Source organism: Pseudomonas sp., from assembly GCF_049300855.1.
GTDB lineage: Bacteria > Pseudomonadota > Gammaproteobacteria > Pseudomonadales > Pseudomonadaceae > Aquipseudomonas.
Genome location: NZ_JBAQKH010000010.1, coordinates 22595 through 44915, shown reverse-complemented (window position 1 = coordinate 44915; position 22321 = coordinate 22595). Strand labels below are relative to the sequence as shown.

21 protein-coding genes are annotated in these 22321 nt (G+C 59.4%); all 21 read left to right on the top strand.

The genetic code is table 11. The features are described from left to right. A partial coding sequence (locus tag WA225_RS03090) for a calcium-binding protein (RefSeq protein WP_422606827.1) occupies window positions 1-1337 on the top strand: 1337 nt, incomplete at its 5' end. Between the two features lie 282 nt (window positions 1338-1619). Further along, a complete protein-coding gene (rfbF, locus tag WA225_RS03085; protein WP_422606826.1) occupies window positions 1620-2393 on the top strand; it encodes a glucose-1-phosphate cytidylyltransferase in 774 nt (257 codons plus the stop codon). Continuing rightward, a complete protein-coding gene (rfbG, locus tag WA225_RS03080) occupies window positions 2375-3457 on the top strand; it encodes a CDP-glucose 4,6-dehydratase (RefSeq protein ID WP_422606825.1) in 1083 nt (360 codons plus the stop codon). Before rfbF ends, rfbG begins: the two co-directional genes overlap by 19 nt. After that, complete coding sequence (locus WA225_RS03075) at window positions 3454-4014, top strand: dTDP-4-dehydrorhamnose 3,5-epimerase family protein (protein WP_422606824.1); 561 nt, start codon at window positions 3454-3456, stop codon at window positions 4012-4014. The genes rfbG and WA225_RS03075 overlap by 4 nt, the downstream gene beginning before the upstream one ends. Further along, complete coding sequence (locus tag WA225_RS03070) at window positions 4011-5237, top strand: methyltransferase domain-containing protein (RefSeq protein ID WP_422606823.1); 1227 nt, start codon at window positions 4011-4013, stop codon at window positions 5235-5237. The genes WA225_RS03075 and WA225_RS03070 overlap by 4 nt, the downstream gene beginning before the upstream one ends. Next, window positions 5234-6091: an NAD-dependent epimerase/dehydratase family protein gene (locus WA225_RS03065; protein WP_422606822.1), complete on the top strand. Its 858-nt coding sequence runs from the start codon at window positions 5234-5236 to the stop codon at window positions 6089-6091. The genes WA225_RS03070 and WA225_RS03065 overlap by 4 nt, the downstream gene beginning before the upstream one ends. Window positions 6092-6155: 64 nt before the next feature. Next, on the top strand, window positions 6156-6890 hold the full coding sequence (locus WA225_RS03060) for a cephalosporin hydroxylase family protein (RefSeq protein ID WP_422606821.1): 735 nt from the start codon (window positions 6156-6158) through the stop codon (window positions 6888-6890). Window positions 6891-6950: 60 nt separating this feature from the next. After that, window positions 6951-9866, top strand: a complete 2916-nt coding sequence (locus tag WA225_RS03055) for a glycosyltransferase family 2 protein (protein ID WP_422606820.1) — start codon at window positions 6951-6953, stop codon at window positions 9864-9866. A 23-nt stretch (window positions 9867-9889) separates the two neighbouring features. Beyond that, window positions 9890-10891, top strand: a complete 1002-nt coding sequence (pseB, locus tag WA225_RS03050; RefSeq protein WP_422606819.1) for a UDP-N-acetylglucosamine 4,6-dehydratase (inverting) — start codon at window positions 9890-9892, stop codon at window positions 10889-10891. After that, window positions 10888-12045: a UDP-4-amino-4,6-dideoxy-N-acetyl-beta-L-altrosamine transaminase gene (pseC, locus tag WA225_RS03045; RefSeq protein WP_422606818.1), complete on the top strand. Its 1158-nt coding sequence runs from the start codon at window positions 10888-10890 to the stop codon at window positions 12043-12045. The genes pseB and pseC overlap by 4 nt, the downstream gene beginning before the upstream one ends. A 31-nt stretch (window positions 12046-12076) precedes the next feature. Beyond that, a complete protein-coding gene (locus WA225_RS03040; protein WP_422606817.1) occupies window positions 12077-12697 on the top strand; it encodes a pseudaminic acid biosynthesis-associated methylase in 621 nt (206 codons plus the stop codon). Continuing rightward, the gene (pseF, locus tag WA225_RS03035; protein WP_422606816.1) at window positions 12694-13389 is read left to right on the top strand and encodes a pseudaminic acid cytidylyltransferase; all 696 of its coding nucleotides are present in this window, start codon (window positions 12694-12696) and stop codon (window positions 13387-13389) included. The genes WA225_RS03040 and pseF overlap by 4 nt, the downstream gene beginning before the upstream one ends. Next, on the top strand, window positions 13386-14891 hold the full coding sequence (gene pseG / locus WA225_RS03030; protein WP_422606815.1) for a UDP-2,4-diacetamido-2,4,6-trideoxy-beta-L-altropyranose hydrolase: 1506 nt from the start codon (window positions 13386-13388) through the stop codon (window positions 14889-14891). The genes pseF and pseG overlap by 4 nt, the downstream gene beginning before the upstream one ends. After that, window positions 14884-15936 (top strand): pseudaminic acid synthase, encoded by a 1053-nt coding sequence (gene pseI, locus WA225_RS03025; protein ID WP_422606814.1) that lies wholly within the window; start codon window positions 14884-14886, stop codon window positions 15934-15936. Before pseG ends, pseI begins: the two co-directional genes overlap by 8 nt. 226 nt (window positions 15937-16162) lie before the next feature. Then, window positions 16163-17089, top strand: coding sequence for a ketoacyl-ACP synthase III (locus tag WA225_RS03020; RefSeq protein ID WP_034153282.1), 927 nt, complete (start codon window positions 16163-16165; stop codon window positions 17087-17089). A gap of 87 nt (window positions 17090-17176) precedes the next feature. Continuing rightward, on the top strand, window positions 17177-18466 hold the full coding sequence (locus WA225_RS03015; protein WP_422606813.1) for a motility associated factor glycosyltransferase family protein: 1290 nt from the start codon (window positions 17177-17179) through the stop codon (window positions 18464-18466). After that, window positions 18463-18729, top strand: a complete 267-nt coding sequence (locus tag WA225_RS03010) for a hypothetical protein (protein WP_422606812.1) — start codon at window positions 18463-18465, stop codon at window positions 18727-18729. Before WA225_RS03015 ends, WA225_RS03010 begins: the two co-directional genes overlap by 4 nt. Before the next feature lie 242 nt (window positions 18730-18971). Next, window positions 18972-19823: a flagellin domain-containing protein gene (locus tag WA225_RS03005; RefSeq protein ID WP_422606811.1), complete on the top strand. Its 852-nt coding sequence runs from the start codon at window positions 18972-18974 to the stop codon at window positions 19821-19823. A gap of 73 nt (window positions 19824-19896) precedes the next feature. After that, window positions 19897-20253 (top strand): flagellar protein FlaG, encoded by a 357-nt coding sequence (locus WA225_RS03000; RefSeq protein WP_064390852.1) that lies wholly within the window; start codon window positions 19897-19899, stop codon window positions 20251-20253. An 82-nt stretch (window positions 20254-20335) separates the two neighbouring features. Then, window positions 20336-21793 (top strand): flagellar filament capping protein FliD, encoded by a 1458-nt coding sequence (gene fliD / locus WA225_RS02995; protein ID WP_422606810.1) that lies wholly within the window; start codon window positions 20336-20338, stop codon window positions 21791-21793. Between the two features lie 129 nt (window positions 21794-21922). Further along, window positions 21923-22318, top strand: coding sequence for a flagellar export chaperone FliS (gene fliS, locus WA225_RS02990; protein WP_422606809.1), 396 nt, complete (start codon window positions 21923-21925; stop codon window positions 22316-22318). Window positions 22319-22321: the final 3 nt, after the last annotated feature.

The following is a 22321-nucleotide window of genomic DNA, read 5'->3' as shown; positions in this document are numbered from 1 at the left end:
GTCTGACCTATATCGGCGACAAAGCCTTTATCGGTTACGGCAACGACAGCGACAACGTCATCACCGGCGGTTCGGGCAACGACACGCTGTACGGTGGCGCGGGTGCCGACCAGTTCATCGGTGGAGCCGGTTATGACACTGTCAGTTATAGCGACAGCACGGCGGCGATGGTCATCAACCTGAAAACCAATGTCTATTCCGGTATCGGTGCCGGGGACACCTTTACCGGTATCGAAGCGGTCAAGGGTTCGGGGCTCGACGATATCTTCTACGGTGGCGCCGCCGCTATGGGCGTTGACGGTGGCACCGGTCAGGACCTGATCAGTTACGAGTTTTCGGACGCTGCGATCACCCTCGACCTCATCAGCAATGTCAACTCTGGAGAAGCCGCGAGCGACACTTTCGCCAGCATCGAACTCTTTCAGGGCAGCCACTTCGATGACACGTTGTCAGGTTCCCGACTCGCTGATGTTTTCATCGGAGGTTTGGGTGCGGATGTAATCGATGGTCGCGAGGGACAAGATACGGCGATGTACATCACCAGCACTAGCGGGGTGACCATCAACCTGTTGACCAATATCAACGAGGGTGGCGATGCGCAAGGCGATGTATTGCGCAATATCGAGCGTGTCGTGGGCAGTCACCTCAATGACAGCCTGACCGGCGATGCTGGCATCAACTACCTGGAAGGTGGATTGGGGGATGACATCATCTTCGGTGGTGACGGCAACGATTACCTCTACGGCGGACTGGTTTCCTCGATCGGGCCGTTCTCCCTCGACGGGCAGGTCAACGGGCCGCAGGCCGACACAATATATGGCGGCAAAGGCAACGACACCATTTTCACGGCAAGCAATGATGTAGGAAGCCGCGTGTATGGCGAGGCCGGTGGCGATGTCATCACCGTGGTTCACGGCATGGCAGACGGTGGCGAGGATGGTGACCTGCTGACCGGTACAGGCTTGGGCTTTGCATTGTTTGGCGGTGCGGGGAACGATCAACTGGTGTTGAAGTCCAGCGGTTTTGCCAACGGTGGCGAGGATAACGACCTTTACACAATCGGCACCCCGGGTCTTGTGACCATCCAGGATGACGGCGCGAGCCGCGAGGACAAACTGGTGCTGTCGTATATCAGCAGTTCCCAACTGTTGATTGATCGTGTCGGTGATGATCTGTATCTGCATCGCTCGAGTTTCGCACCGGGCACGACGCCGCAGGAAGGTGTGCAGCTCAAGGGCTGGTTCGCAGGCTTCGATACCATTGAGCAAATTCAAACGGCGAACGGGCAAATCATCAACCTGCCAGCCAATAGCGATGCGTTTGCCATGTTTGGTTGACCGCTGAATCGAGCACTGTCGATCCTGCAACGGGATTGAAGGTGCAGGCATGGAGGGCGAACCTGATAATTATCATCGGGTTTGCCCTTTTTTTTACCTTGCAGCCCGGTCTTCACGGGACTCATGGAGCTGGCGCGTTTCCTGCAAGTCCCCCTCAAATCGCCATAAAACGAGCGCTAGCGGTCATCCCACCGGCGCCCGAAGCGGCAAAAGGTTGAGCCAGACGGCCCGCACAGCTCAAGAAAGCTGTGCGCAGCCCGGTGACGAACAAGAGGGGAGACGATGAAGGCAGTAATTTTGGCGGGTGGCCTTGGCACGCGCATCAGTGAAGAGTCGCACCTCAAGCCCAAGCCGATGATCGAGATCGGCGGCAAGCCAATTCTCTGGCACATCATGAAGCAGTATTCCGCTCACGGAATACACGACTTCGTGATCTGCCTCGGCTACAAGGGTTATGCGATCAAGGATTTCTTCGCCAACTACTTCCTGCACACCTCCGACGTCACCTTCAACATGCGCGAAAACCGCATGGACGTGCACCAGAATTACAGTGAGCCGTGGAGCGTTACCCTGATCGATACCGGCGAGGAAACCATGACCGGTGGCCGTCTGCTGCGCGCCGGCCGTTACCTCAAGGATGAAGAGGCGTTCTGCTTCACCTACGGCGACGGCGTTTCCGACCTGAACATTCGTCAGTTGGTCGAATACCACAAGGCTCATGGCCGCCTTGCGACCGTGACGGCCGTGCAACCGCCAGGGCGCTACGGTGCGCTGGAGCGTCAGGGCGATCAGGTTCTCGGCTTCACCGAAAAACCCCGTGGTGATGGCGGTTGGATCAACGGCGGATTTTTCGTGCTGTCGCCGAAAGTGTTGCCATATATCGCTGGCGATGAAACCACCTGGGAAGCCGAGCCATTGGCCCGTCTGGCTCAGGATGAGCAGCTCAAAGCTTTCGAACACGATGGCTTCTGGCAGCCAATGGACACCCTGCGCGACAAGAACCATCTCGAAGCCCTGTGGCAGAGCGGGGAGGCCCCATGGAAGCAATGGGACTGAGTGCGGATTTCTGGCGCGGCAAACGCGTCCTCGTCACCGGACACACCGGTTTCAAAGGCAGTTGGCTGACCCTCTGGCTGCAAAGCCTCGGCGCGCAAGTCAGCGGCTTTTCCCTCGATCCGTCGACCGAGCCGAGCCTGTTCGAACTGGCGCGCGTGCACGAAGGCATCAATGACCAGCGCGGTGATCTGCGTGATCTCGGCGCGCTGCTGGAAATCATCGCCGACACCGAGCCTGAGATCGTTCTGCACCTGGCGGCTCAGCCGCTGGTGCGCGAAGGCTATCGCGATCCGCTGGGTACTTACTCCAGCAACGTCATGGGCACGTTGAACCTGCTCGAAGCGATTCGTCAGGTCGGTTGCGTGCGCGCCTGCGTGCTGGTGACCACCGACAAGGTCTACGCCAACAAGGAATGGCTGTGGCCGTACCGCGAAGACGAAGCCCTCGGTGGCCACGATCCTTACAGCAGCAGCAAGGCTTGCTGTGAGTTGCTCGCGCAGTCTTATGCGGCGTCGTTCTTCTCGGCCGACAAATACGCCGAACACGGTCTGGCCCTGGCCACCGCGCGTGCCGGCAACGTCTTGGGCGGCGGTGATTTTGCCCCTGAGCGACTGATTCCCGACGTGCTCAAAGCCTGGACCGCCGACGAGCCGGTGACTCTGCGCTATCCGCAAGCCGTACGCCCATGGCAGCACGCGCTGGAGCCGCTGGCCGGTTATCTGCAACTGGCTGCCGGCCTCTACGAAGAGGGCCCGGCGTACGCCGGTGCCTGGAACTTCGGCCCGGGTGAGGCGGACATGTGCAGCGTTGGCGAAGTGGTCGAACTGCTTGCCAGCCGCTGGCCGCAAGCGCGCGGTCTGCGCATCGAAAAAAGCGAATTGCACGAGGCCGGCCTGCTGCGTCTGGACAGCAGCCGCGCACGCCAGGTACTCGGCTGGCAACCACGCTGGACCTTGCAGCAATGCCTGGCCCAGACCCTCGACTGGCATCTGGCGTGGCAGAACGGCGAAGACATGCGCAACGTCACCCTCGGCCAATTGAACCTGTACCGAGGCGCGCTGTGAGCGAGTTTTCCCTACAGGCGTTGCCGCTGGCCGGCCTGTTCAGCGTCCAGCACAAACGCTTCGAAGATCAGCGCGGGCACTTCGCCCGGTTGTTCTGCGAAGGCAGCCTGAGTGCGTTCGGCAGTGAATTCCATATCCGCCAGATCAACCATTCCTGCACCCGCGAGAAGGGCAGTGTGCGCGGTCTGCATTATCAGAACGCCAACGCCCCGGAAGCCAAACTGATCACCTGCCTGCGCGGTGAAGTGTGGGACGTGGCGGTGGATCTGCGCCCCGATTCTGCAACATTTTTGCACTGGCACGCCGAGCATCTGAAGGCCGGTGACGGCCGCAGCCTGTTGATCCCGGCCGGCTTCGCCCACGGTTTCCAGACCCTGACCGAAGACGCCGAATTGCTCTACCTGCACAGCGCCGATTACGCGCCGGAGCATGAGGGCGGTCTGTCGGTAAACGATCCACGGCTGGCGATTGCCTGGCCGTTGCCTGTCAATAATTTGTCAGTGCGTGATTCCAGCCATCGCGCGCTCGATCAACACTTTGCTGGAGTGCGTCTATGAACTGCCGTGGGTGCGCCGCACCGCTGAGTCTGCCGCTGATCGACCTCGGCACCTCGCCACCGTCCAACGCCTACGTGCACGCCGATCGCCTGGAACAGGCCGAGCAGTGGGTGCCGTTGAAGGTCGCCGTGTGTCAGCAATGCTGGCTGGTACAGACCGAGGATTACACCAGCGCCGACAGCCTGTTCGACGCCGAGTACGCCTACTTCAGTTCGTTCTCCAGCACCTGGCTGGCGCATGCCGAGCGCTATGTCGCCGAGATGGTTGAGCGCTTCGGTCTGACTGCCGACAGCCGTGTGGTTGAAGTCGCCGCCAACGACGGTTATCTGCTGCAATACGTGGCTGCTCGCGGCATTCCGTGTCTGGGCGTCGAGCCGACCCGCAGCACCGCACAAGCCGCACGCGAGAAAGGTCTGGAAATCCGCGAACTGTTCTTCGGTCGCGACACCGCCGGACAATTGAAAAGCGAAGGCTGGGGCGCCGACCTGATGGCGGCCAACAACGTGCTCGCGCATGTGCCGGACATCAACGATTTCCTCGGTGGGTTCGCCGCGCTGCTCAAGCCGACCGGCGTGGCCACTTTCGAATTCCCGCAATTGCTGACGCTGATGGCCGGCGCGCAGTTCGACACGCTGTATCACGAACACTATTCCTACCTGTCGCTGACCGCCGTGCAAACCCTGTGTGAGCGCAATGGTCTGGAAGTGTTCGACGTCAGCCAACTGACTACGCATGGCGGATCGTTGCGCGTGTTCGTCCAGCGCAAGAATGGTGAACGCCGCGCGGTTCAACCAGCGGTGCAACAACAGTTGCAAGCCGAACTGGATGCCGGGGTGAAAACCGCCGAGTACTACGCCAGCCTCGCGCCTGCCGCTGAACGCATCAAGCACGAACTGTTGCGCTTTCTGTTGCAGGCCAAAGCTGACGGTAAACGTGTGGTCGGTTATGGCGCGGCCGCCAAGGGCAACACTTTGCTCAACTACGCCGGGGTCAAACCGGACCTGCTGGCCTGGGTAGCCGATGCCAATCCGCACAAGCAGGGCAAATTCCTGCCGGGTAGCCGCATCCCGATTGTGGCGCCGGCGCAGATCGATATCGAACAACCGGATTACGTGCTGGTACTGCCGTGGAACCTGCTGCATGAAGTCAGTCAGCAACTGGCACAAGTGCGTCAGTGGGACGGCCGCTTCGTGATCGCCGTGCCTGAGTTGAAAGTGCTGTGAAGGTTCTGGTCACGGGGGCTACCGGTTTTGTCGGCCGCCATCTGGTCGCGGCGTTGCTGGCACGCGGCTGCGATGTTCGCGCCGTGGCGCGTAACGCAGAAACCGCGCAAGGCATGCCGTGGATCAACGACGTCGAGTTCATCGCCGCGGATATTCACGCCGCCGATCTCGATATCCATGCGTTGACCGATGGCATCGACGCGCTGGCGCATCTGGCCTGGCCGGGCTTGCCGAACTATCGGGCGCTGTTCCATTTCGAGCACAACCTGATGGCCGATTATCGCTTTATCAAAAGCGCGGTCGAGGCGGGCGTGCAGCAGGTGCTGGTCACCGGCACCTGTTTCGAATACGGCATGCAAAGCGGCCCGCTCAGCGAAAGCACCGAGCCGCAGCCGAGCAATCCCTACGGTCTGGCCAAACACACACTGCACTTGTTCTTGCAGAATCTGCAGCAGGAACAATCGTTCACCTTGCAGTGGGCGCGTTTGTTCTATTTGCATGGCGAAGGGCAGAACCGCAACAGTCTGTTGGCGGCACTGGATCGCGCAATCGATGCCGGTGAGTCCACGTTCAACATGTCGGCCGGCGAGCAGTTGCGCGATTTTCTGGCCATTGAAAACGCTGCCGGTTACCTCGCCGCGATCCTGCACAAACCCGACTTCAACGGCGTGATCAATTGCGCAAGCGGAAAGCCGGTTTCGGTAAGAACACTGGTCGAACAACGCCTGCGCGAGCGCGGTGCTTCGATCGATTTGAACCTGGGGCACTACCCCTACCCGATGCACGAACCCTTGGCGTTCTGGGCCGTGGTCGACCGATTACAACAGTTACTCGGGGCGCAACGCATCGATTGATGCGCTCCAGGCGAATGCCTTTTGGCAGCGTGATTATCAAATGACTTTTCAGTGAGACCGGACAATGAGCGATAACGTAATCAAAGCCTTCGAGGCGGAGTGCCAGGCCGAAGTGACTGCCCAAGGCCAGGACAAGGACCTGAAAGCGCTGGCCCAGGCGTTCTACAACCAGTCGGCCAAGCACAAGTACACCTATCACTTCTCGTGGATGGGTCGTCCGATCATCCAGCTGCCGCAAGACATGATGGCGATGCAGGAATTGATCTGGCGGATCAAGCCGGACCTGGTAATCGAGTGCGGTATTGCCCACGGCGGCTCGATCATTTACTACGCCTCGCTGCTGGAATTGCAGGGCCACGGCGAAGTGCTCGGCATTGATCGCGATATTCGTGCGCACAACCGTGAAGCCATCGAAAGCCACCCGATGATCAAACGCATCAGCATGATCGAAGGCTCGAGCCTCGATCCGGCGGTGGTCGAGCAGGTGCGTCAAGCGGCGGCTGGCAAGAAAGTCATCGTGGTACTCGATTCCAACCACACCCACGAGCACGTCCTCCAAGAGCTGCGTTTTTACGCACCACTGGTGTCGGTCGACAGCTATTGCGTGGTCATGGACACCGTGGTCGAAGACATGCCGGCCGATGCCTTCCCGGATCGTCCATGGGGCCCGGGTGACAACCCGAAAACCGCCGTCTGGGCGTACCTCAAAGAGAACGCTGACTTCGAGATCGATCAGGCCATGCAAGACAAACTGCTGATCACCGTCGCGTCGGATGGCTATCTGCGCCGCATTCGTTAAGTCAATCGACACCATCATCAAAGTATTTATCGGGCGGTTTCGCCGGTTGTGGGAGAAGTTATGCAAGGCAATTACGGTTCTGAACACGCGCTGCCACTGAGCGAGTTGCTGACGGTGGTGTTGATTACCCATAACCGTCCGGCTTTTTTGCGCCGGGCGCTGAAGTACTACAGCACCCTGCCTTGCAAAGTCCTGGTACTGGACTCTTCTCCCGAGCGTCCGGAAGGTGATTTTTCCGCGGTCGACTATCAGCATCTGCCGCAATTCGCCTACTGGGGCATGCAGGCCAAACTGACCTACGGCGTTGCCCAACTGACCACGCCTTATATGGTATTCGCCGCCGACGACGACTTCATCCTGCACGAGTCGCTGGCTGAATCGGTCAACTTCCTGGAGGCGAACCGCGACTATGGTTTGTGCCACGGCTACTGCCTGATGTACCTGGCGCTGGCAGGCAGCGTCACCTACTACCGTCGCGACAAGAAAGTCTGCGAAGACTACGCCTCGGAGCGTGCCGAGGATCGCGTACTCGACTTCATGCATCAGTACATACCGCCGTTCTACGGCGTGTGCCGTACCTCGATCATCCAGGACTGGTACGCGGCATTGCCGGCGGGCACCAGTTTCGAATGGCAGGAGATCGGCCACAGCTATTTCCTGCTGGCGAACGCCAAGGCGCGCATCCTGCCGATCCCTTATGTCGTGCGCGAGATCAACGTCGGTTTCTCCGACCACAACACCGAGGTGTATCACGCGCTGTCGTACACCGACTCCAAGTCGGTGGCCGAGCGCGAAGCCTTCGCTGAATTCCTCGCGTCGCTGCCGACCGCTATCAAGGATCTCGATCAGGCGCAGCGCAAGGCGTTTGCTCTGGAAAGCTTCGCGGCCATGACCGACAGCCTGGTCACAGGGCGAGCGTTGACGGCCGAGGTGATTTTCGAGTCGACCTGGAACCCCCTGACCAAGGCCCCGGAGCGCAAATTCGGGCCACGGCAGTACGTCGAAATGCCGTTCTACAACCAGCGCTTTTTTGACTTGCTGACCCAGTTCGAATTTCTGCTGCACGCGATGCCGGCTGGTCGTATTCAACTGGAAAAACTCGAAGGCATCTGGACCCGGCAGGAGTACCTGCTGCAGTCGCGCAATAACGATACGGCGGAAAGTGTCCTCGACCGTTTGTGGCAGGCCCATGACAGAAACGTGTTCAACCGTCGCGTGGTCAAGCGCCTGGCCGAACAACTGCAGGTCCTCGGCGAGGAAGATCAGGCGCAGGAAATGGCTGATTGGGGCGCCAGTCTTGAAAGCGTATCTGGCGTCGATCATTACCCGATCTTCAACAAGATGCTTTCAGGCCGTTTGCTCGACTGGATGGCAGCCCGCAAACCGAGTGCTGAACAGGCCGGGTTGATTGCCGCGCATCTGGCGGCGAACAATGGCGGACCACAATTCGGCATTTTCCTGCTGGATCTGGACAACGACGTCGACAAGCTGCAAATCACCCTCGACAGCCTCGTCGAAGGGCACAGCAAAGCCTTCAAGATCGTGGTCTTCACCACGGGCGAGCCGCAGACTGCGACCACCGCGCAAAATATTCTGCATTTTGTTCGGGTCACGTCGGGCAACTTCATCGACAAACTCAACCAGAGTGCCGCGCAGTCTCCATGCGACTGGTTGTTGCTGGCCAATGCGGGCGATGAATTCACCGCCGGCGGCCTGTTGCGCGCTGGCCTGGAATTAATGTCAGCCACGGATCTTCGCGCGGTGGCCACCGATGAAATCCAGCGCACTGAAGACGGCGCGCTGGCGGATGTGTTCCGCCCAGGTTTCAACCTCGATTTGCTGCAAAGCGTTCCGTCGCTGATGGCGCGCCACTGGCTGATTCGACGCGACGTTTTCCTTGAAGCGGGCGGTTATCAGGCCGATTTCAGCAAGGCGCTGGAGTTTGACCTGTTGTTGCGCCTGATTGAACAGGGCGGTCTCGGCGGTCTGGCGCACCTCGACGAGCCGCTGTTGATCACCCAGGCCGCTGCGCTGCAAGAGAATGCCCATGAGCGTCTGGCGCTGCTGCGTCATTTGGGCAATCGCGGCTACAACGCCAAGGTCACTTCGTCGCTGCCAGGCACTTGGCAGGTCGATTATCGGCATACCGAACTGCCAATGGTGTCGATCATTGTGCCGGCCAGTGATGACCTGCCAGCGCTACGCCGTTGCGTAGAGGGTGTGCTGCTCAGAACCCGCTACAGCCGTTATGAATTACTGGTGGCGGCCAATCCGAATCATTCGGCGGCGGTCAACGACTGGCTGGGTCAGTTGCGCAATCCCCGCGTCAATGTCTTGCGTGCCGATCAAACGCTCGGTGAAGTGGCGTTGTATAACGCCGCCAGCGAGCAGGCGCGAGGCGATTATCTGGTGTTGCTGGCCGCTGACAGCGAAGTCGTCAACCCGAACTGGATCGACTCGTTGCTCAACCAGGCCCAACGTCCGGAAGTGGGCATCGTCGGCGCCAAACTGGTCGACCGCGACGGCAAGATCTCCCAGGCCGGCTTGATTCTAGGCTTTAACGAGGGTGTGGGTTCGGCGTTCATCGGCGAAAAACACGCGGCCGGGGGCTACATGCAGCGTTTGGCTGTCGAGCAGAACTTCTCGGCTGTGTCGAAGGTTTGCCTGATGGTGCGCAAAGAGCTGTTCAACGCCCTCGGCGGTCTGGACGAAGTGACGTTCGCTGACGGTTTCAGCGATGTCGACCTGTGCCTCAAGGCCGGTCAGAACGGTTTCCTTACTGTGTGGACGCCTTCGGTGCAGGTGCTGCATACCGGCGCGTTGCCAGAAGCCCCTCAAGCACTGGCGGCACTGCGTGAGACATGGAGTGATGCGTTCGCGCAGGATCCGGCTTACAACGCCAACCTCGCCCTGACCGGCAAAGGCTTTACCTTGGGCGAAAACAGCTCGATCAATTGGGCACAGTTGCTCGCCTGAGCGTGCCGGACAGGAATCAACCTATGTTCAACGGTAAATCGATTTTCATCTCCGGCGGCACCGGTTCGTTCGGTCGCAAATTCATCGCCCGACTGCTTGAGCAATACCAGCCCAAGCGCGTGGTGGTGTTTTCCCGTGACGAGCTGAAGCAGTATGAGATGCAGCAGACGTTCAACGCGCCGTGCATGCGCTACTTCATCGGTGACGTGCGCGATGCCGATCGTCTGCGTCAGGCCATGCGCGGCATCGACTACGTCGTGCATGCCGCCGCGCTGAAGCAAGTGCCGGCGGCGGAATACAACCCGACCGAATGCATTCGCACCAACGTCAATGGCGCGGAGAACATCATCGCCGCCGCCATCGACAACGGCGTGAAAAAGGTCGTGGCGCTGTCCACCGACAAAGCCGCCAGCCCGATCAACCTGTATGGCGCGACCAAGTTGCTTTCGGACAAATTGTTCGTCGCCGCCAACAACATTGCCGGCGAGCAGGAAACCCGTTTTGCCGTGGTGCGCTACGGCAACGTGGCCGGTTCGCGCGGTTCCGTGGTGCCGTTCTTCAGCCAGTTGATCGCTGACGGTGCGCAGGAGTTGCCAATCACTGACGAGCGCATGACGCGGTTCTGGATCACTCTGGATCACGGCGTGCAGTTCGTTCTCGACAGCTTTGCGCGGATGCACGGTGGCGAAGTATTCGTGCCGAAAATTCCGTCGATTCGCATCGTCGATCTGGCTCTGGGCATGGCCGAGCATCTGCCGCATAAAAACGTCGGGATTCGTCCGGGCGAAAAACTGCATGAGCTGATGGTGCCGCTGGACGATGCGCGGATGACGCTGGAGTTCGAAGACCACTACACCATCCAGCCGTCGATTCGCTTCACCAATGTCGATGTCGATTTTGCCGTCGACAAACTGGGTGAGCAGGGGCGTGTCGTGCGCGAAGATTTCGAGTATCGCTCCGACACCAACCCGCATTTTCTCTCGGTCGGACAGATCGCTGATCTGCACGCGAAGCTCTCGGTATGATTCCCTACGGTCGGCAAAGCCTCGATCAGGCAGACATCGATGCCGTCGTCGAAGTGCTGCAGTCGGACTGGCTGACCCAAGGGCCGGGCATCGAGCGTTTCGAGCAGGCAATGGCCGAGCGTTGCCAGGCTGACTTCGCCATTGCGGTGTGCAACGCCACGGCGGCGCTGCACATTGCCTGTCTGGCCGCAGGCCTGGGGCCGGGTGATCGTTTGTGGACGACGCCCAATACCTTTCTCGCCTCGGCCAACTGTGGACGTTATTGCGGGGCCGACGTCGATTTCGTCGACATCGATCCGCTGACCTGGAACCTCGATGCCTTCGCCCTCGCAGCGAAACTCGATCAGGCCGAGCAGGACGGTACTTTGCCGAAAGTGCTGGTGGCGGTGGCGTTCTCCGGGCAGAGCTGCGACATGCGCAAGATTGCCGAACTGGCTGAGCGCTACAACTTCACCGTGATCGAAGATGCGTCTCACGCGGTCGGTGCGTCCTATGCCGGACGCCCGGTCGGTTGCGGCGAATTTGCGGCGATGACGGTGTTCAGTTTTCACCCGGTAAAAATCATCACCAGCGCCGAGGGCGGCATGGTGTTGACCAACCGCCCGCAACTGGCCGAGCGCCTACAACGTTTGCGCAGCCACGGCATGACCCGTGATCCGCAGCAAATGACCGAGGCCAGTCATGGCCCGTGGTACTACCAACAGATCGAGCTGGGGCTCAACTACCGGATCACCGATCTGCAGGCTGCGCTGGGTTGGTCACAACTGGGCAAGCTCGACGACTTCATCGCCCGGCGTCGTGAACTGGCGGCGCGATACGATCGCTTGCTGGCGTATCTGCCGGTGACGTTGCCCAGCCCTCAGCCAGAAGCGCAATCAGCGTGGCATCTGTATGTGATTCGCTTGCAGACCGATCGCATCAGCCTCAGTCACCGTCAGGTGTTCGAAGGCTTGCGTGCCGCCGGGATCGGCGTAAACCTGCACTATATTCCTGTGCACTTGCAGCCCTACTACCGTGATCTGGGTTTTGCCGAGGGCGATTTTCCCGAGGCCGAACGTTATTACGCCGAAGCAATCAGCTTGCCGCTGTACCCATTGCTGAGTGATCAGCAGCAGGATTATGTAGTCGAGCAATTGCGTCGGCTGACCGAATAATTGCCGCTGAGGCAAAGGATGAGTATCTGCAATGCGTCATTTGAGTGAGCAGGAAAAGTTCTGGCAGGGCGACTTCGGTAACCAGTACGTCGAACGCAATGTTGGGCAACCGCTGGTGGCGACGAATCTGGCGCTGTTTGCCAAAGCCCTGAGCCGTGCCGCAGGTATCGAGAGCCTGGTAGAACTGGGCACTAACGCCGGCAACAATTTGCAGGCGTTGCATCAACTGCTGCCCCGTTGCGAGCTGTTCGGCGTCGAGATCAACGACAGCGCCTGTGCTCAGGCACGAGCGTTGGACATTGCGCAAATCTGGCATGGCTCGCTGTTCGATTTCCCGCGCGAGCGCCGCTACGACCTGACCCTGAGTAAAGGCGTGCTGATTCACTTGGCCCCGGAGCTGTTGCCGACCGCTTATGCGCAGTTGTACGCGTTGAGCCAGCGCTACATCCTGATCGCCGAGTATTACAATCCGGCACCGGTAGAAGTGTCCTATCGTGGTAACAGCGGCAAACTGTTCAAGCGCGATTTTGCCGGTGAGATGCTCGATCGCTATGCCGATCTGCGCCTGCTGGATTACGGTTTCGTTTATCACCGCGATCCGCAATTCCCGGCGGACGACATCACTTGGTTCCTGTTGGAAAAACGTCCTTGAGCAACGTCGCAATCATCCCGGCCCGTGGGGGCAGCAAACGCCTCCCGCGCAAGAATCTCTTGCCATTCGACGGCGTGCCGATGATTGTCCGTTCGATCCGCACCGCGCTCGAATCAAGTTTGTTCGATCAGGTTGTGGTCAGCACTGACGACGCGGAGATCGCCGATGTGGCGCGAGCCCATGGTGCGCAGGTGCCATTTTTGCGCCCGGCAGACCTGGCCGACGATTTCACTGGCACGGCGGCAGTGATCGTACATGCCTTGCAGCAGTTGCCGGCGTTCGATTACGCCTGTTGCGTATACGCCACGGCGCCGCTGTTGCAGGCACGCTATCTGCGCCAGGGCATCGAGTTGCTGGAGCAGCACCTCGACAAGTCTTTCGCGTTCTCCGTGTGCAGTTTCGGTTTCCCTGTACAGCGTGCGCTGACGCTGGACGGGCAGGGTGCGTTGACCGCCTTGTATCCCGAGTTTCGCAATACTCGTTCGCAGGATTTGCCCGAAGCATTTCAGGACGCCGGTCAGTTTTACTGGGGGCGCAGTGAGGCATGGTTGCGCGGCGAGGTGCTCTATTCGCCAGCCAGCCTGCCGGTGATTCTGCCCCGGCATCTGGTGCAGGACATCGACACCCTTGAAGACTGGAAGCGCGCCGAATACCTTTACGCCGCGCTCAAGGCCGGTGGAGAGCTGCAATGAGAGTTTTGATTCGTGCCGACGCCTCGCCCACCATCGGCAGCGGCCACATTGCCCGCTGCCTGACGCTGGCGCGCGTGTTGCGCGCGCAGGGCAGCCACGTCGCGTTTGCCTGCCGGTGCTTGCCGGGGCATCGCCTTGATGCGCTGGATGCCGAAGGCTTCGAAACCTTTGCGCTGCCTGATCACTACGCCAATGAAGATCCACTGCAAGCCATCGAATCGATGCTGCCGTGGCAGGCCGACATTGATGCGCTGGGATCGCAGCTTGAAGGTCAGGCCGAATTTGACTGGATCATCGTCGACCACTACGGCCTCGATCACCAATGGCAGACGGCTGCTCGACAGTGGGCGCCACGGATTGCGGCAGTGGATGATCTTGCCACGCGGCGCTACAGCGTCGATCTGTTGCTCAATCAGAACCTCTCGGGCCTGTACGAGAATTATCAAGCGCTGTTGCCAGAAGGTTGCCGCACCTTGCTCGGCCCACGCTATGCCATGTTGCGTGAAGAATTCCGCTGCCCGGCCATCGAGATCAGAGACCGGGCCCGACGGGTATTGGTCAACTTCGGCGGCTTCGATGCCGCGCAGCAAACCCACCACGCGATGCTCGCCCTGGCCGATTACAGCGAGCTGCAAGTGGACTTTGTCGCCGGTGCCGACAATCCGGCATGGGCGCAGATGCAGGCCTTGGCCGAGACGCGGCCGAACTGGCGCCTGCACAGTTTTGTCAGCGACTTCTTCCAGCGCATGAGCGAGGCTGATCTGTTTATCGGTGCCGGCGGCGGCACCAGCTGGGAGCGGGCGGCGATGGGGTTGCCGACGATCTGTATTGCCGTGTCCAACAACCAGCAGCGCAACGGCGAGGTGATGGCGGCGGCGGGCGCACATGTGTTCATGGGCGCTCGCGAGCAGGTCAGTGTCGAGCAGTTGCGCGATGCCATCGGCTTTGTCATCGGTAATCATTATCTGCGCCATAGCCTGGCCGAGCGCTCGCGACAACTGGTCGACGGGCGCGGGGCAGAGCGTGTCGCGGCGGCACTGGCCGGTGCGGTGCTGAAGGTGCGTGCGGCGACCCTGGACGATGCGCAGTTGCTGTTCGATGGGCGCAATGCCGAAACGGTACGGCGCTGGTCGCTGGACAGCGGCGTGATCGACTGGCCGCAGCACCTGAACCGGCTGACGGCAAGTTTGCGCAATCCACAGCGCCTGCTGCTGATCGCCGAGGCGGACGACGGCGCGGTCGGCGTTGTGCGGTATGACCTGCGCGGTTTTGAAGCCGAAGTCTCGATTTACTTGCTTGAACGGCGGATGGGTCTGGGGTGGGGCAGGGCGCTATTGGCCCGTGGCGAGGCATTTGTTGCCGCGCACTGGCCGCAACTGACGGTCATCACCGCTCAGGTATTGCCGGACAACCGTCCCTCGTTGAATGTGTTTCGTGACGCCGGGTTCACCCAGAGTGCCTGTGCGTTCACCCGTGTTTTGAAGGATCACCCGCATGACTAGTTTCAAAATCGGCAACCGCTCGATCGGCGCCGACGCGCCGCCCTTCATCATCGCCGAGATGAGCGGCAACCATAACCAGTCGCTGGACCTTGCCCTGCAAATTGTCGAGGCAGCGGCCAAGGCTGGGGCGCATGCGCTGAAGCTGCAAACCTACACCGCGCAAACCATGACGCTGGACCTGGCTGAGGGCGAGTTCTTCATCAAGGATCCGGGCAGTCTGTGGGCCGGTACTTCGCTCTACGATCTGTATGAAAAAGCTCATACACCTTGGGAATGGCATGCGCCGATTTTTGCTCGTGCCAAGGAACTGGGGATGCTCGCGTTCTCGACGCCGTTCGATGACAGCGCGGTGGACTTTCTCGAAAGTCTCGACGTGCCGGCCTACAAGATCGCCAGTTTCGAAAACACCGATTTGCCGTTGATCCGCCGTGTGGCGGCGACTGGCAAACCGCTGATCATTTCCACCGGCATGGCCAGCATTGCCGAGCTGGATGAAGCCGTGCGCGCCGCGCGCGAAGCCGGTTGCAAGGATCTGGTGCTGCTCAAGTGCACCAGCACCTATCCGGCCACGCCGCTCAACAGCAACGTGAGAACCATCCCCCATCTGCGCGAATTGTTCGGCTGCGAAGTGGGTTTGTCGGATCACTCGATGGGCGTTGGCGTGTCGGTGGCCGCCGTGGCGCTCGGTGCGACGGTGGTGGAAAAGCACTTCACCCTCGACCGTTCAGCGGGCGGGGTGGATGCCAGTTTTTCCCTGGAACCGGCGGAAATGGCCAGCCTGGTGGTGGAAACCGAACGCGCCTGGCAAGCCATGGGCCAGGTGCATTACGGCGTCACAGAGGCCGAACGCAAGTCGCTGGTCTATCGCCGTTCGCTGTACGTCACCGCCGACATGGCCGCCGGTGACACCTTTACCGGGGACAATCTGCGCGCCATTCGCCCCGGCCTCGGTCTGCCGCCCAAGCACACTGACGCGGTTCTCGGCCGCCGCGCCCGCGCGCCGATCAAGCGCGGCACGCCGCTGGACTGGTCGTTGGTCGAATAAACCGATCTGCACCGATTCGGCAAAATAGCGTGACCTGTGAGTCATAACGCGCATCTTCACTGTATTGTATTGATCGGGGAGATGGCGCCTGGCTCGTTTTCGATTCCAGTGATAGCCCTTTGCGCTCCCCGTGGCTGCCCGTTGTGGCGGCCGTTTTCTGTTTGTCGGCGCCCCTCGAAATCCTTGCGAGCGGTGGTCTTGGGCTGTTTTTTATTGGGAAGCCGTAATGATTGGCATAAAAAGCATTGCGAGCTACGTTCCTGTAGCCGGCGTGGACAATTACGCACAAGGTGCAAAATTCGAGAAGGATGAAGAGTTCATCCTCGGCAAGATCGGCTCGGCATTCCTGCCACGCAAAGACGCTGAACAGGAAACCTCCGATCTGTGCGTGGAAGCGGCCAATGCGCTGTTTGCCAGTAACCCGGACCTGAAGCGTGAATCGATTGACGCGCTGATCGTCGTCACCCAGAACGGTGACGAAGAAGGCCTGCCGCACACCGCCGCGATCGTGCAGGACAAACTCGGTCTGCCGACCAACGTGGCGGCGTTCGACATTTCACTGGGCTGCTCCGGTTATGTCTACGGCATCTATGCGATCAAGGGCTTCATGGAAGCCGCCGGCCTGAAGAACGGCCTGCTGATCACCGCTGACCCGTATTCGAAAATCGTCGACCCGGAAGACCGCAACACCACCATGCTGTTTGGCGATGCCGCTACCGCAACGTGGATGGGCGAAGAGCCGACCTGGGCGCTGGGCAAGGCCAAGTTCGGCACTGACGGTTCCGGTGCACCGCACTTGAAAGTCACCGATGGCGTGTTCTTCATGAACGGTCGTCAGGTGTTCAACTTTGCATTGCTGAAAGTGCCGGCGCACCTGCATGAGCTGCTCGATGATTCGGGCCTCAAGGCTGACGACATTGATGCGTTCTGCATTCACCAGGGCAGCGCGGCAATTGTCGATGCCGTGGCGCGACGTTTCGAAGGCGAGCCGGAGAAGTTCATCAAGGACATGGTCGAGACCGGTAACACGGTGTCCTCGAGCATTCCGTTGCTGCTGGAAAAACATGTGATCGATTCCGACTGGCAGCGTATTGCCCTGAGCGGTTTTGGTGTCGGTCTGTCGTGGGGCTCGGCGATTATTTATCGTCCTTGAGTCTGAGCAAAAACGGCGAATACAAAAATAGCGTTCAAGGTTAACCTTGAGCGCTATTTTTTTGCCTGAACGGGAGCGCGAGGCGCCATGAGCGAGTTTTTTCAAGCCAATGCCGAGGTGTTGCAACGGCGCTGGCCGGCGCTGTTCGAGCGGCTGATGGCTGAAGACAGCGCGGCCGTTGCGGCGCAACTGGTTGAAGGACTTGGCTCGACGCTGAGCGTCAACGGCATCCAGCTCACCAGTCGTCACGATCGCCGCCATGAAGCGCAGACTCAGGCGGCGAGCCTGCCCGACAAGCCGCAATTGCATGTCTATGGCACCGCTCTCGGGGATTTGCCTGCTGTGCTGCTCGAGCGCGAAGGACTGCAACGGTTGTACGTGCACATCCTCAACGGCGCGTTGTTCGCGCTAGTGCTGCAACTGCTCGATCAGCGCCAGTGGCTGGAAGATCCGCGCGTCGAGTTGTTCTACGCCGGTGACCTCTCGGACATTTGCTCGCCGTTTTTTGCGCTGCCTGCCGAAATGTTGCTGGCCGATGACTTCAACGCGAAGATCCGCGATCGGCTGGTCAACGAAGTTCATCTGAGTTTCAACAATCGTGAATTCGATGCGCAGTCGCCGTTCATTCAACAGCGTTTGCAGGACTGTTTGCCGGTGCTGCTCGGTGATGACGATGTGGCGCAACTGTTTGGTACGTGCACTGACCGGGAAATCTATGTGATCGGCACCGGGCCGACCCTGGAAGGTCATTTTGAGCGTCTGGTGGCGGTGCGCCGACAAACAGTTCGGCCACTGTTCATCTGCGTCGACACGGCTTACCGGCCGTTGCTTGAGCAGGGGATCGTTCCGGATCTGGTGGTCACCATTGATCAACGCATCAGCTTTCGGCATCTGCCGTTCGACGCATCCGACGATATCCCGCTGGTGTATTTGCCCATGAGCGACCCCGAAGTCCTTCGCGCCTGGAAGGGCAAGCGCTACGGTGGCTACTCGGCCAGTCCGGTGTATGCGCAATTGCGTGAAGAATATCCGCGCGGGGAGTTGCATGTGGGGGGCAGCGTGATTCACCCGGCGGTGGATCTGGCGGTCAAACTGGGCACGAACCGCATCACCTTGTTTGGTGCTGACTTCGCTTTCCCGATGAACAAGACCCATGCGGGTTGGGGTGACGGCGAACTCGGGCCGGGGGTGAGTCAGGCGCGGCACTGGGTGCGCGACGGCAATGGTCAGCGGGTCAGCACGCAACTGAACTTCCGTGGCTATTTATGCGTGCTTGAGCGCTTTATCGCTGCGCACCCGCACGTGCAGTTTTTCAACAGCAGCAGGGCGGGCGCGCTGATCGCCGGAACGCAATTCAATCAGGAGTTTGTGCAATGACGGCGATGGAAACGTGCATCGGTGAATGCCGTCAATGTGCAGGTCTGTTTCGACTGGGGCGTGATGTCGAGGCTGCGTTGATCATGGTCGATGTCTTCGAGGGAGCGCAGCAATTACTGCTGTCCGCCCCCGTTGATGCTCAGCAGCTGTGGGCTCAGGTGCTCTCGCAAATGCTCGATTGCCAGGAACGCCAGGACTGGTTGGGACTGGCCGACTTCATGGAGTACGAGTTGATCGAGCTGCTGCAAAGCGTACCGGCCTGATCCTGGCGACAGCACTGGCCCGCAGCTTTGCGCGGCAGTCGGTTTTATGACGTCATTTTTTCGAAGTGGGTGTGGGGCTAAGTCTTTGTTTTCGCGGGGGTGGCAGGGTGATGGCAAATTTTTTTCAAAAAGCCCTCAAGCAACCTGCAAACCCGACGATAACTATTACGAAGGTTCTCTAGGCCATACCCGGCGGTTGCCAGGGCCGGAAGCCGCAGTACCCAACCAACGAGGAATTCGTCATGGCTTTAACAGTAAACACCAACACCACATCGTTGAACGTTCAGAAAAACCTGAACCGCGCTTCCGACGCTCTGTCGACTTCGATGCAGCGCCTGTCTTCCGGCCTGAAAATCAACAGCGCTAAAGACGACGCCGCTGGCCTGCAGATCTCCACTCGTATGCAATCGCAAATCCGCGGTGGCAACCAGGCTATCCAGAACGCCAACGACGGTATCTCCGTTGCTCAGACTGCTGAAGGCGCTCTGCAAGCTACTACCGACATCCTGCAGCGTATGCGTGAACTGGCTGTTAAAGCACGTACCGGCACCAACGGCACTGCTGACCAGAAAGCGACCAACAAAGAATTCGCCGACATGTCGGACGAAATCACCCGTATCGCAGCTTCCACCAACCTGAACGGCAAAAACCTGCTGGACGGTTCGGCTGGTACTGTGACTCTGCAAGTTGGCGCAAACACCGGTACTGCTAACCACATCGACCTGGTACTGAGCTCCAAGTTCGACGCCGTCAACCTGTCCGTGGACAAAGCTACCCTGGCTCTGACCGGTACTGACGCTGCTACCGCTGGTAGCAACATCGACAACGCTATCACTGCAATCGACGCTGCTATCGCTGCGATCGGTGATACCCGTGCCAGCCTGGGTGCTTCGCAAAACCGTCTGACCAGCACCATCGCCAACCTGCAGAACATCGTTGAGAACACCACCGCTGCACAGGGTCGTGTACAAGACACCGACTTCGCCGCAGAAACTGCTAACTTGACCAAGCAGCAAACTCTGCAGCAGGCTTCGACCTCCGTTCTGGCTCAAGCCAACCAACTGCCTTCCGCTGTACTGAAGCTGCTTCAGTAATTTCGGAACAAGTTTGGGCGGGAGGGTGCGCTGGTCGCGCTCTCTCGCCTTTTTACGTTAGGAGGTGATGAGCATGGACATGAGCGTCAAGCTTAACCAGTCTTATCCGGCTCCCAAGCCAGTCACGCCGGTTGCTGACAAACCGTCAGAAACGCCGAAAGTTGCCAAGACTGAAGCGCCGGTCGCTGCCAAGAGTCAGGTTACGGACGACGCCAAGTTGAAACTGGCGGTGCAGGAGATCGAGAAGTTTGTCCAATCGATCAAGCGCAATCTGGAGTTCTCGATCGACGAGCATTCCGGGAAGGTCATCGTCAAGGTGATCGCGAGCGAGACGGGTGAAGTCGTTCGACAGATTCCCTCCGCCGAAGCCCTCAAGCTGGCAGACAGTCTGGCCAATGCGAGTCACGTATTGTTCGACGCGAAAGTCTGATAGCTGGCATGAATAATGTTTGTCCATTCTCAGGACGCGTGTAACGGTCAAAAGAATGGCAACAATCTGAAGGGAGATGCACATGGCAAGTCCAATTCTACCGGGTTCCGGACTGGGTTCCGGCCTGGACATCGGTGCGATCGTCACCGCGCTGGTCAACGCCGACAAGGCGCCAAAGCAGACGCAGATCGATACCGCGACCAAAGCCAACACGCTGAAGATTTCCGGTATCGGTTCGCTGAAGAGCGCGTTGACCGCGTTCCAGACGGCAATGACCAATCTGAGCAGCAAGACCAATCCTGCATTTGCCGGCTTCACCGCGACTTCCAGCAACACCAACCTGACCGCTACTTCCGACAGCACCGCTGTTGCGGGCAATTACAATGTTGTCGTCAGTCAATTGGCCACGGGCTCGAAAATCGCCAGCGCCTCTTTTGCCGGCGGCGCCGCCAGTGCCATTCCGAGTGGTACCCTGAAAATCAGTCAGAATGGCACTGATTACAATGTCGATATCCCGGCCAATGCCACGTTGCAGACTACTCGCGACGCCATCAACAAGGCTCAGGGCGCCAACGGTATTTCTGCCAACATTGTGACCGACAGCACCGGTGCTTCGCGCCTGGTAATCAGTTCGAGCAAGACCGGAGAAGGTTCTGACCTTACCGTCAGTGGTATTGCTGGCCTGGAAATCGATGGTACCCAGCCGATGGGCGCTAGCCCGGCTGCAGGCGCTTCAGGCGCCGTCAACGGCGTTGCGAAAAACGCCAAGCTGACCATCGACGGCCTTGAGGTCACCAGCAAAAGCAACACGGTGACCGGCGCAATCAGTGGTTTGACCCTGAATCTGACGACGGTCAGCGAGGGCACACCGCCGAGCAAGCCTACGGCTGTCACCGTGGACGCCAACACCAAAGGCTTGCAGACATCGATTCAGTCGTTTGTCGACGCTTACAACACCTTGAAGACCACCATTGATACGCTGTCCAAGGCGACGCCGGATGCCGATGGCAAGCTGACCGTGCAAGCGGCATTCACCGGTGATGCGATGCCGCGCTCGCTGATTGCTGATGTGCGTGCCGAGTTGACCAACACGGGGGCTGGCGGTCCGTTGGCGGTGCTGTCGCAGTTGGGTGTAATGACCGACCGCAACACCGGTAACCTGACCTTCGATACCAGCGCTTTCGGCAAGACCATGGCGCAGCCAGGCATGACTGGCCAGGTTCAGCAGTTGTTCACAGGTACCGACGACACCAATGGTCTGTTGGCGCGCATGAGCAAAGCGGTAGACCCGTACCTCAAGCCAACGGCGGGTAATATTACCGGTACTGGTCTGCTTGATCAGCGTATGGCGATTCTCACCAAGAACACCAAGAGCCTGACCGACCAGCAACTGGCGCTGGACTTGCGTGTGGCCAACCTGACCAAGACGCTGACCGCAAAATACAACGCCATGGACTTGCTGGTAGGCCAGATGAAGGCGACGGCGAGCAACATCACGTCGTTCTTCAGCTCGCTGAACGCTCAGCAGTCCGCGAAGTAACAGACAGGCACGACAAAAACCCGGCTACGCTTTATCGGCGTGTGCCGGGTTTTTGTCTTTTGATCTAAAGTTCTCTGATTCGTTGGCGATACACTGGTTATACGAGTCAATGTGGCAATGAGGTAGAACATGAATCCGATGTTAGCCCTTCGGCAATACCAGAAAGTCGGCGCGCACGCACAGACGTCCGAAGCGAGCCCGCACCGTCTGGTGCAAATGTTGATGGAAGGTGGTCTGGGGCGTATCGCCGAGGCCAAGGGCGCCATTGAGCGCAAGGATATTGCTGCCAAGTGCACGGCTATCAGCAAAGCTGTTGGCATCATTGGCGGCTTGTGTGAAGGTCTGGATCTGGAAAACAGCGCCGATTCGGTGGCTGAGCTCAACCAGCTCTACATCTACATGATGAAACGGCTTGCCGAGGCCAACCTCAGGAGTGATCCGAAGATCCTCGACGAAGTGGCCGGCCTGCTGCGCACCGTAAAGGAAGGTTGGGACGGCATCGCTCCACCAGGCCCCCAGTTTTAAGGA

Coding starts and splice junctions, on each gene's coding strand:
- rfbF (WP_422606826.1), top strand. CDS start 1,620: ATGAAGGCAGTAATTTTGGCGGGTGGCCTTGGCACGCGCATCAGTGAA.
- rfbG (WP_422606825.1), top strand. CDS start 2,375: ATGGAAGCAATGGGACTGAGTGCGGATTTCTGGCGCGGCAAACGCGTC.
- WA225_RS03070 (WP_422606823.1), top strand. CDS start 4,011: ATGAACTGCCGTGGGTGCGCCGCACCGCTGAGTCTGCCGCTGATCGAC.
- WA225_RS03060 (WP_422606821.1), top strand. CDS start 6,156: ATGAGCGATAACGTAATCAAAGCCTTCGAGGCGGAGTGCCAGGCCGAA.
- WA225_RS03055 (WP_422606820.1), top strand. CDS start 6,951: ATGCAAGGCAATTACGGTTCTGAACACGCGCTGCCACTGAGCGAGTTG.
- pseB (WP_422606819.1), top strand. CDS start 9,890: ATGTTCAACGGTAAATCGATTTTCATCTCCGGCGGCACCGGTTCGTTC.
- pseC (WP_422606818.1), top strand. CDS start 10,888: ATGATTCCCTACGGTCGGCAAAGCCTCGATCAGGCAGACATCGATGCC.
- WA225_RS03040 (WP_422606817.1), top strand. CDS start 12,077: ATGCGTCATTTGAGTGAGCAGGAAAAGTTCTGGCAGGGCGACTTCGGT.
- pseG (WP_422606815.1), top strand. CDS start 13,386: ATGAGAGTTTTGATTCGTGCCGACGCCTCGCCCACCATCGGCAGCGGC.
- pseI (WP_422606814.1), top strand. CDS start 14,884: ATGACTAGTTTCAAAATCGGCAACCGCTCGATCGGCGCCGACGCGCCG.
- WA225_RS03020 (WP_034153282.1), top strand. CDS start 16,163: ATGATTGGCATAAAAAGCATTGCGAGCTACGTTCCTGTAGCCGGCGTG.
- WA225_RS03015 (WP_422606813.1), top strand. CDS start 17,177: ATGAGCGAGTTTTTTCAAGCCAATGCCGAGGTGTTGCAACGGCGCTGG.
- WA225_RS03010 (WP_422606812.1), top strand. CDS start 18,463: ATGACGGCGATGGAAACGTGCATCGGTGAATGCCGTCAATGTGCAGGT.
- WA225_RS03005 (WP_422606811.1), top strand. CDS start 18,972: ATGGCTTTAACAGTAAACACCAACACCACATCGTTGAACGTTCAGAAA.
- WA225_RS03000 (WP_064390852.1), top strand. CDS start 19,897: ATGGACATGAGCGTCAAGCTTAACCAGTCTTATCCGGCTCCCAAGCCA.
- fliD (WP_422606810.1), top strand. CDS start 20,336: ATGGCAAGTCCAATTCTACCGGGTTCCGGACTGGGTTCCGGCCTGGAC.
- fliS (WP_422606809.1), top strand. CDS start 21,923: ATGAATCCGATGTTAGCCCTTCGGCAATACCAGAAAGTCGGCGCGCAC.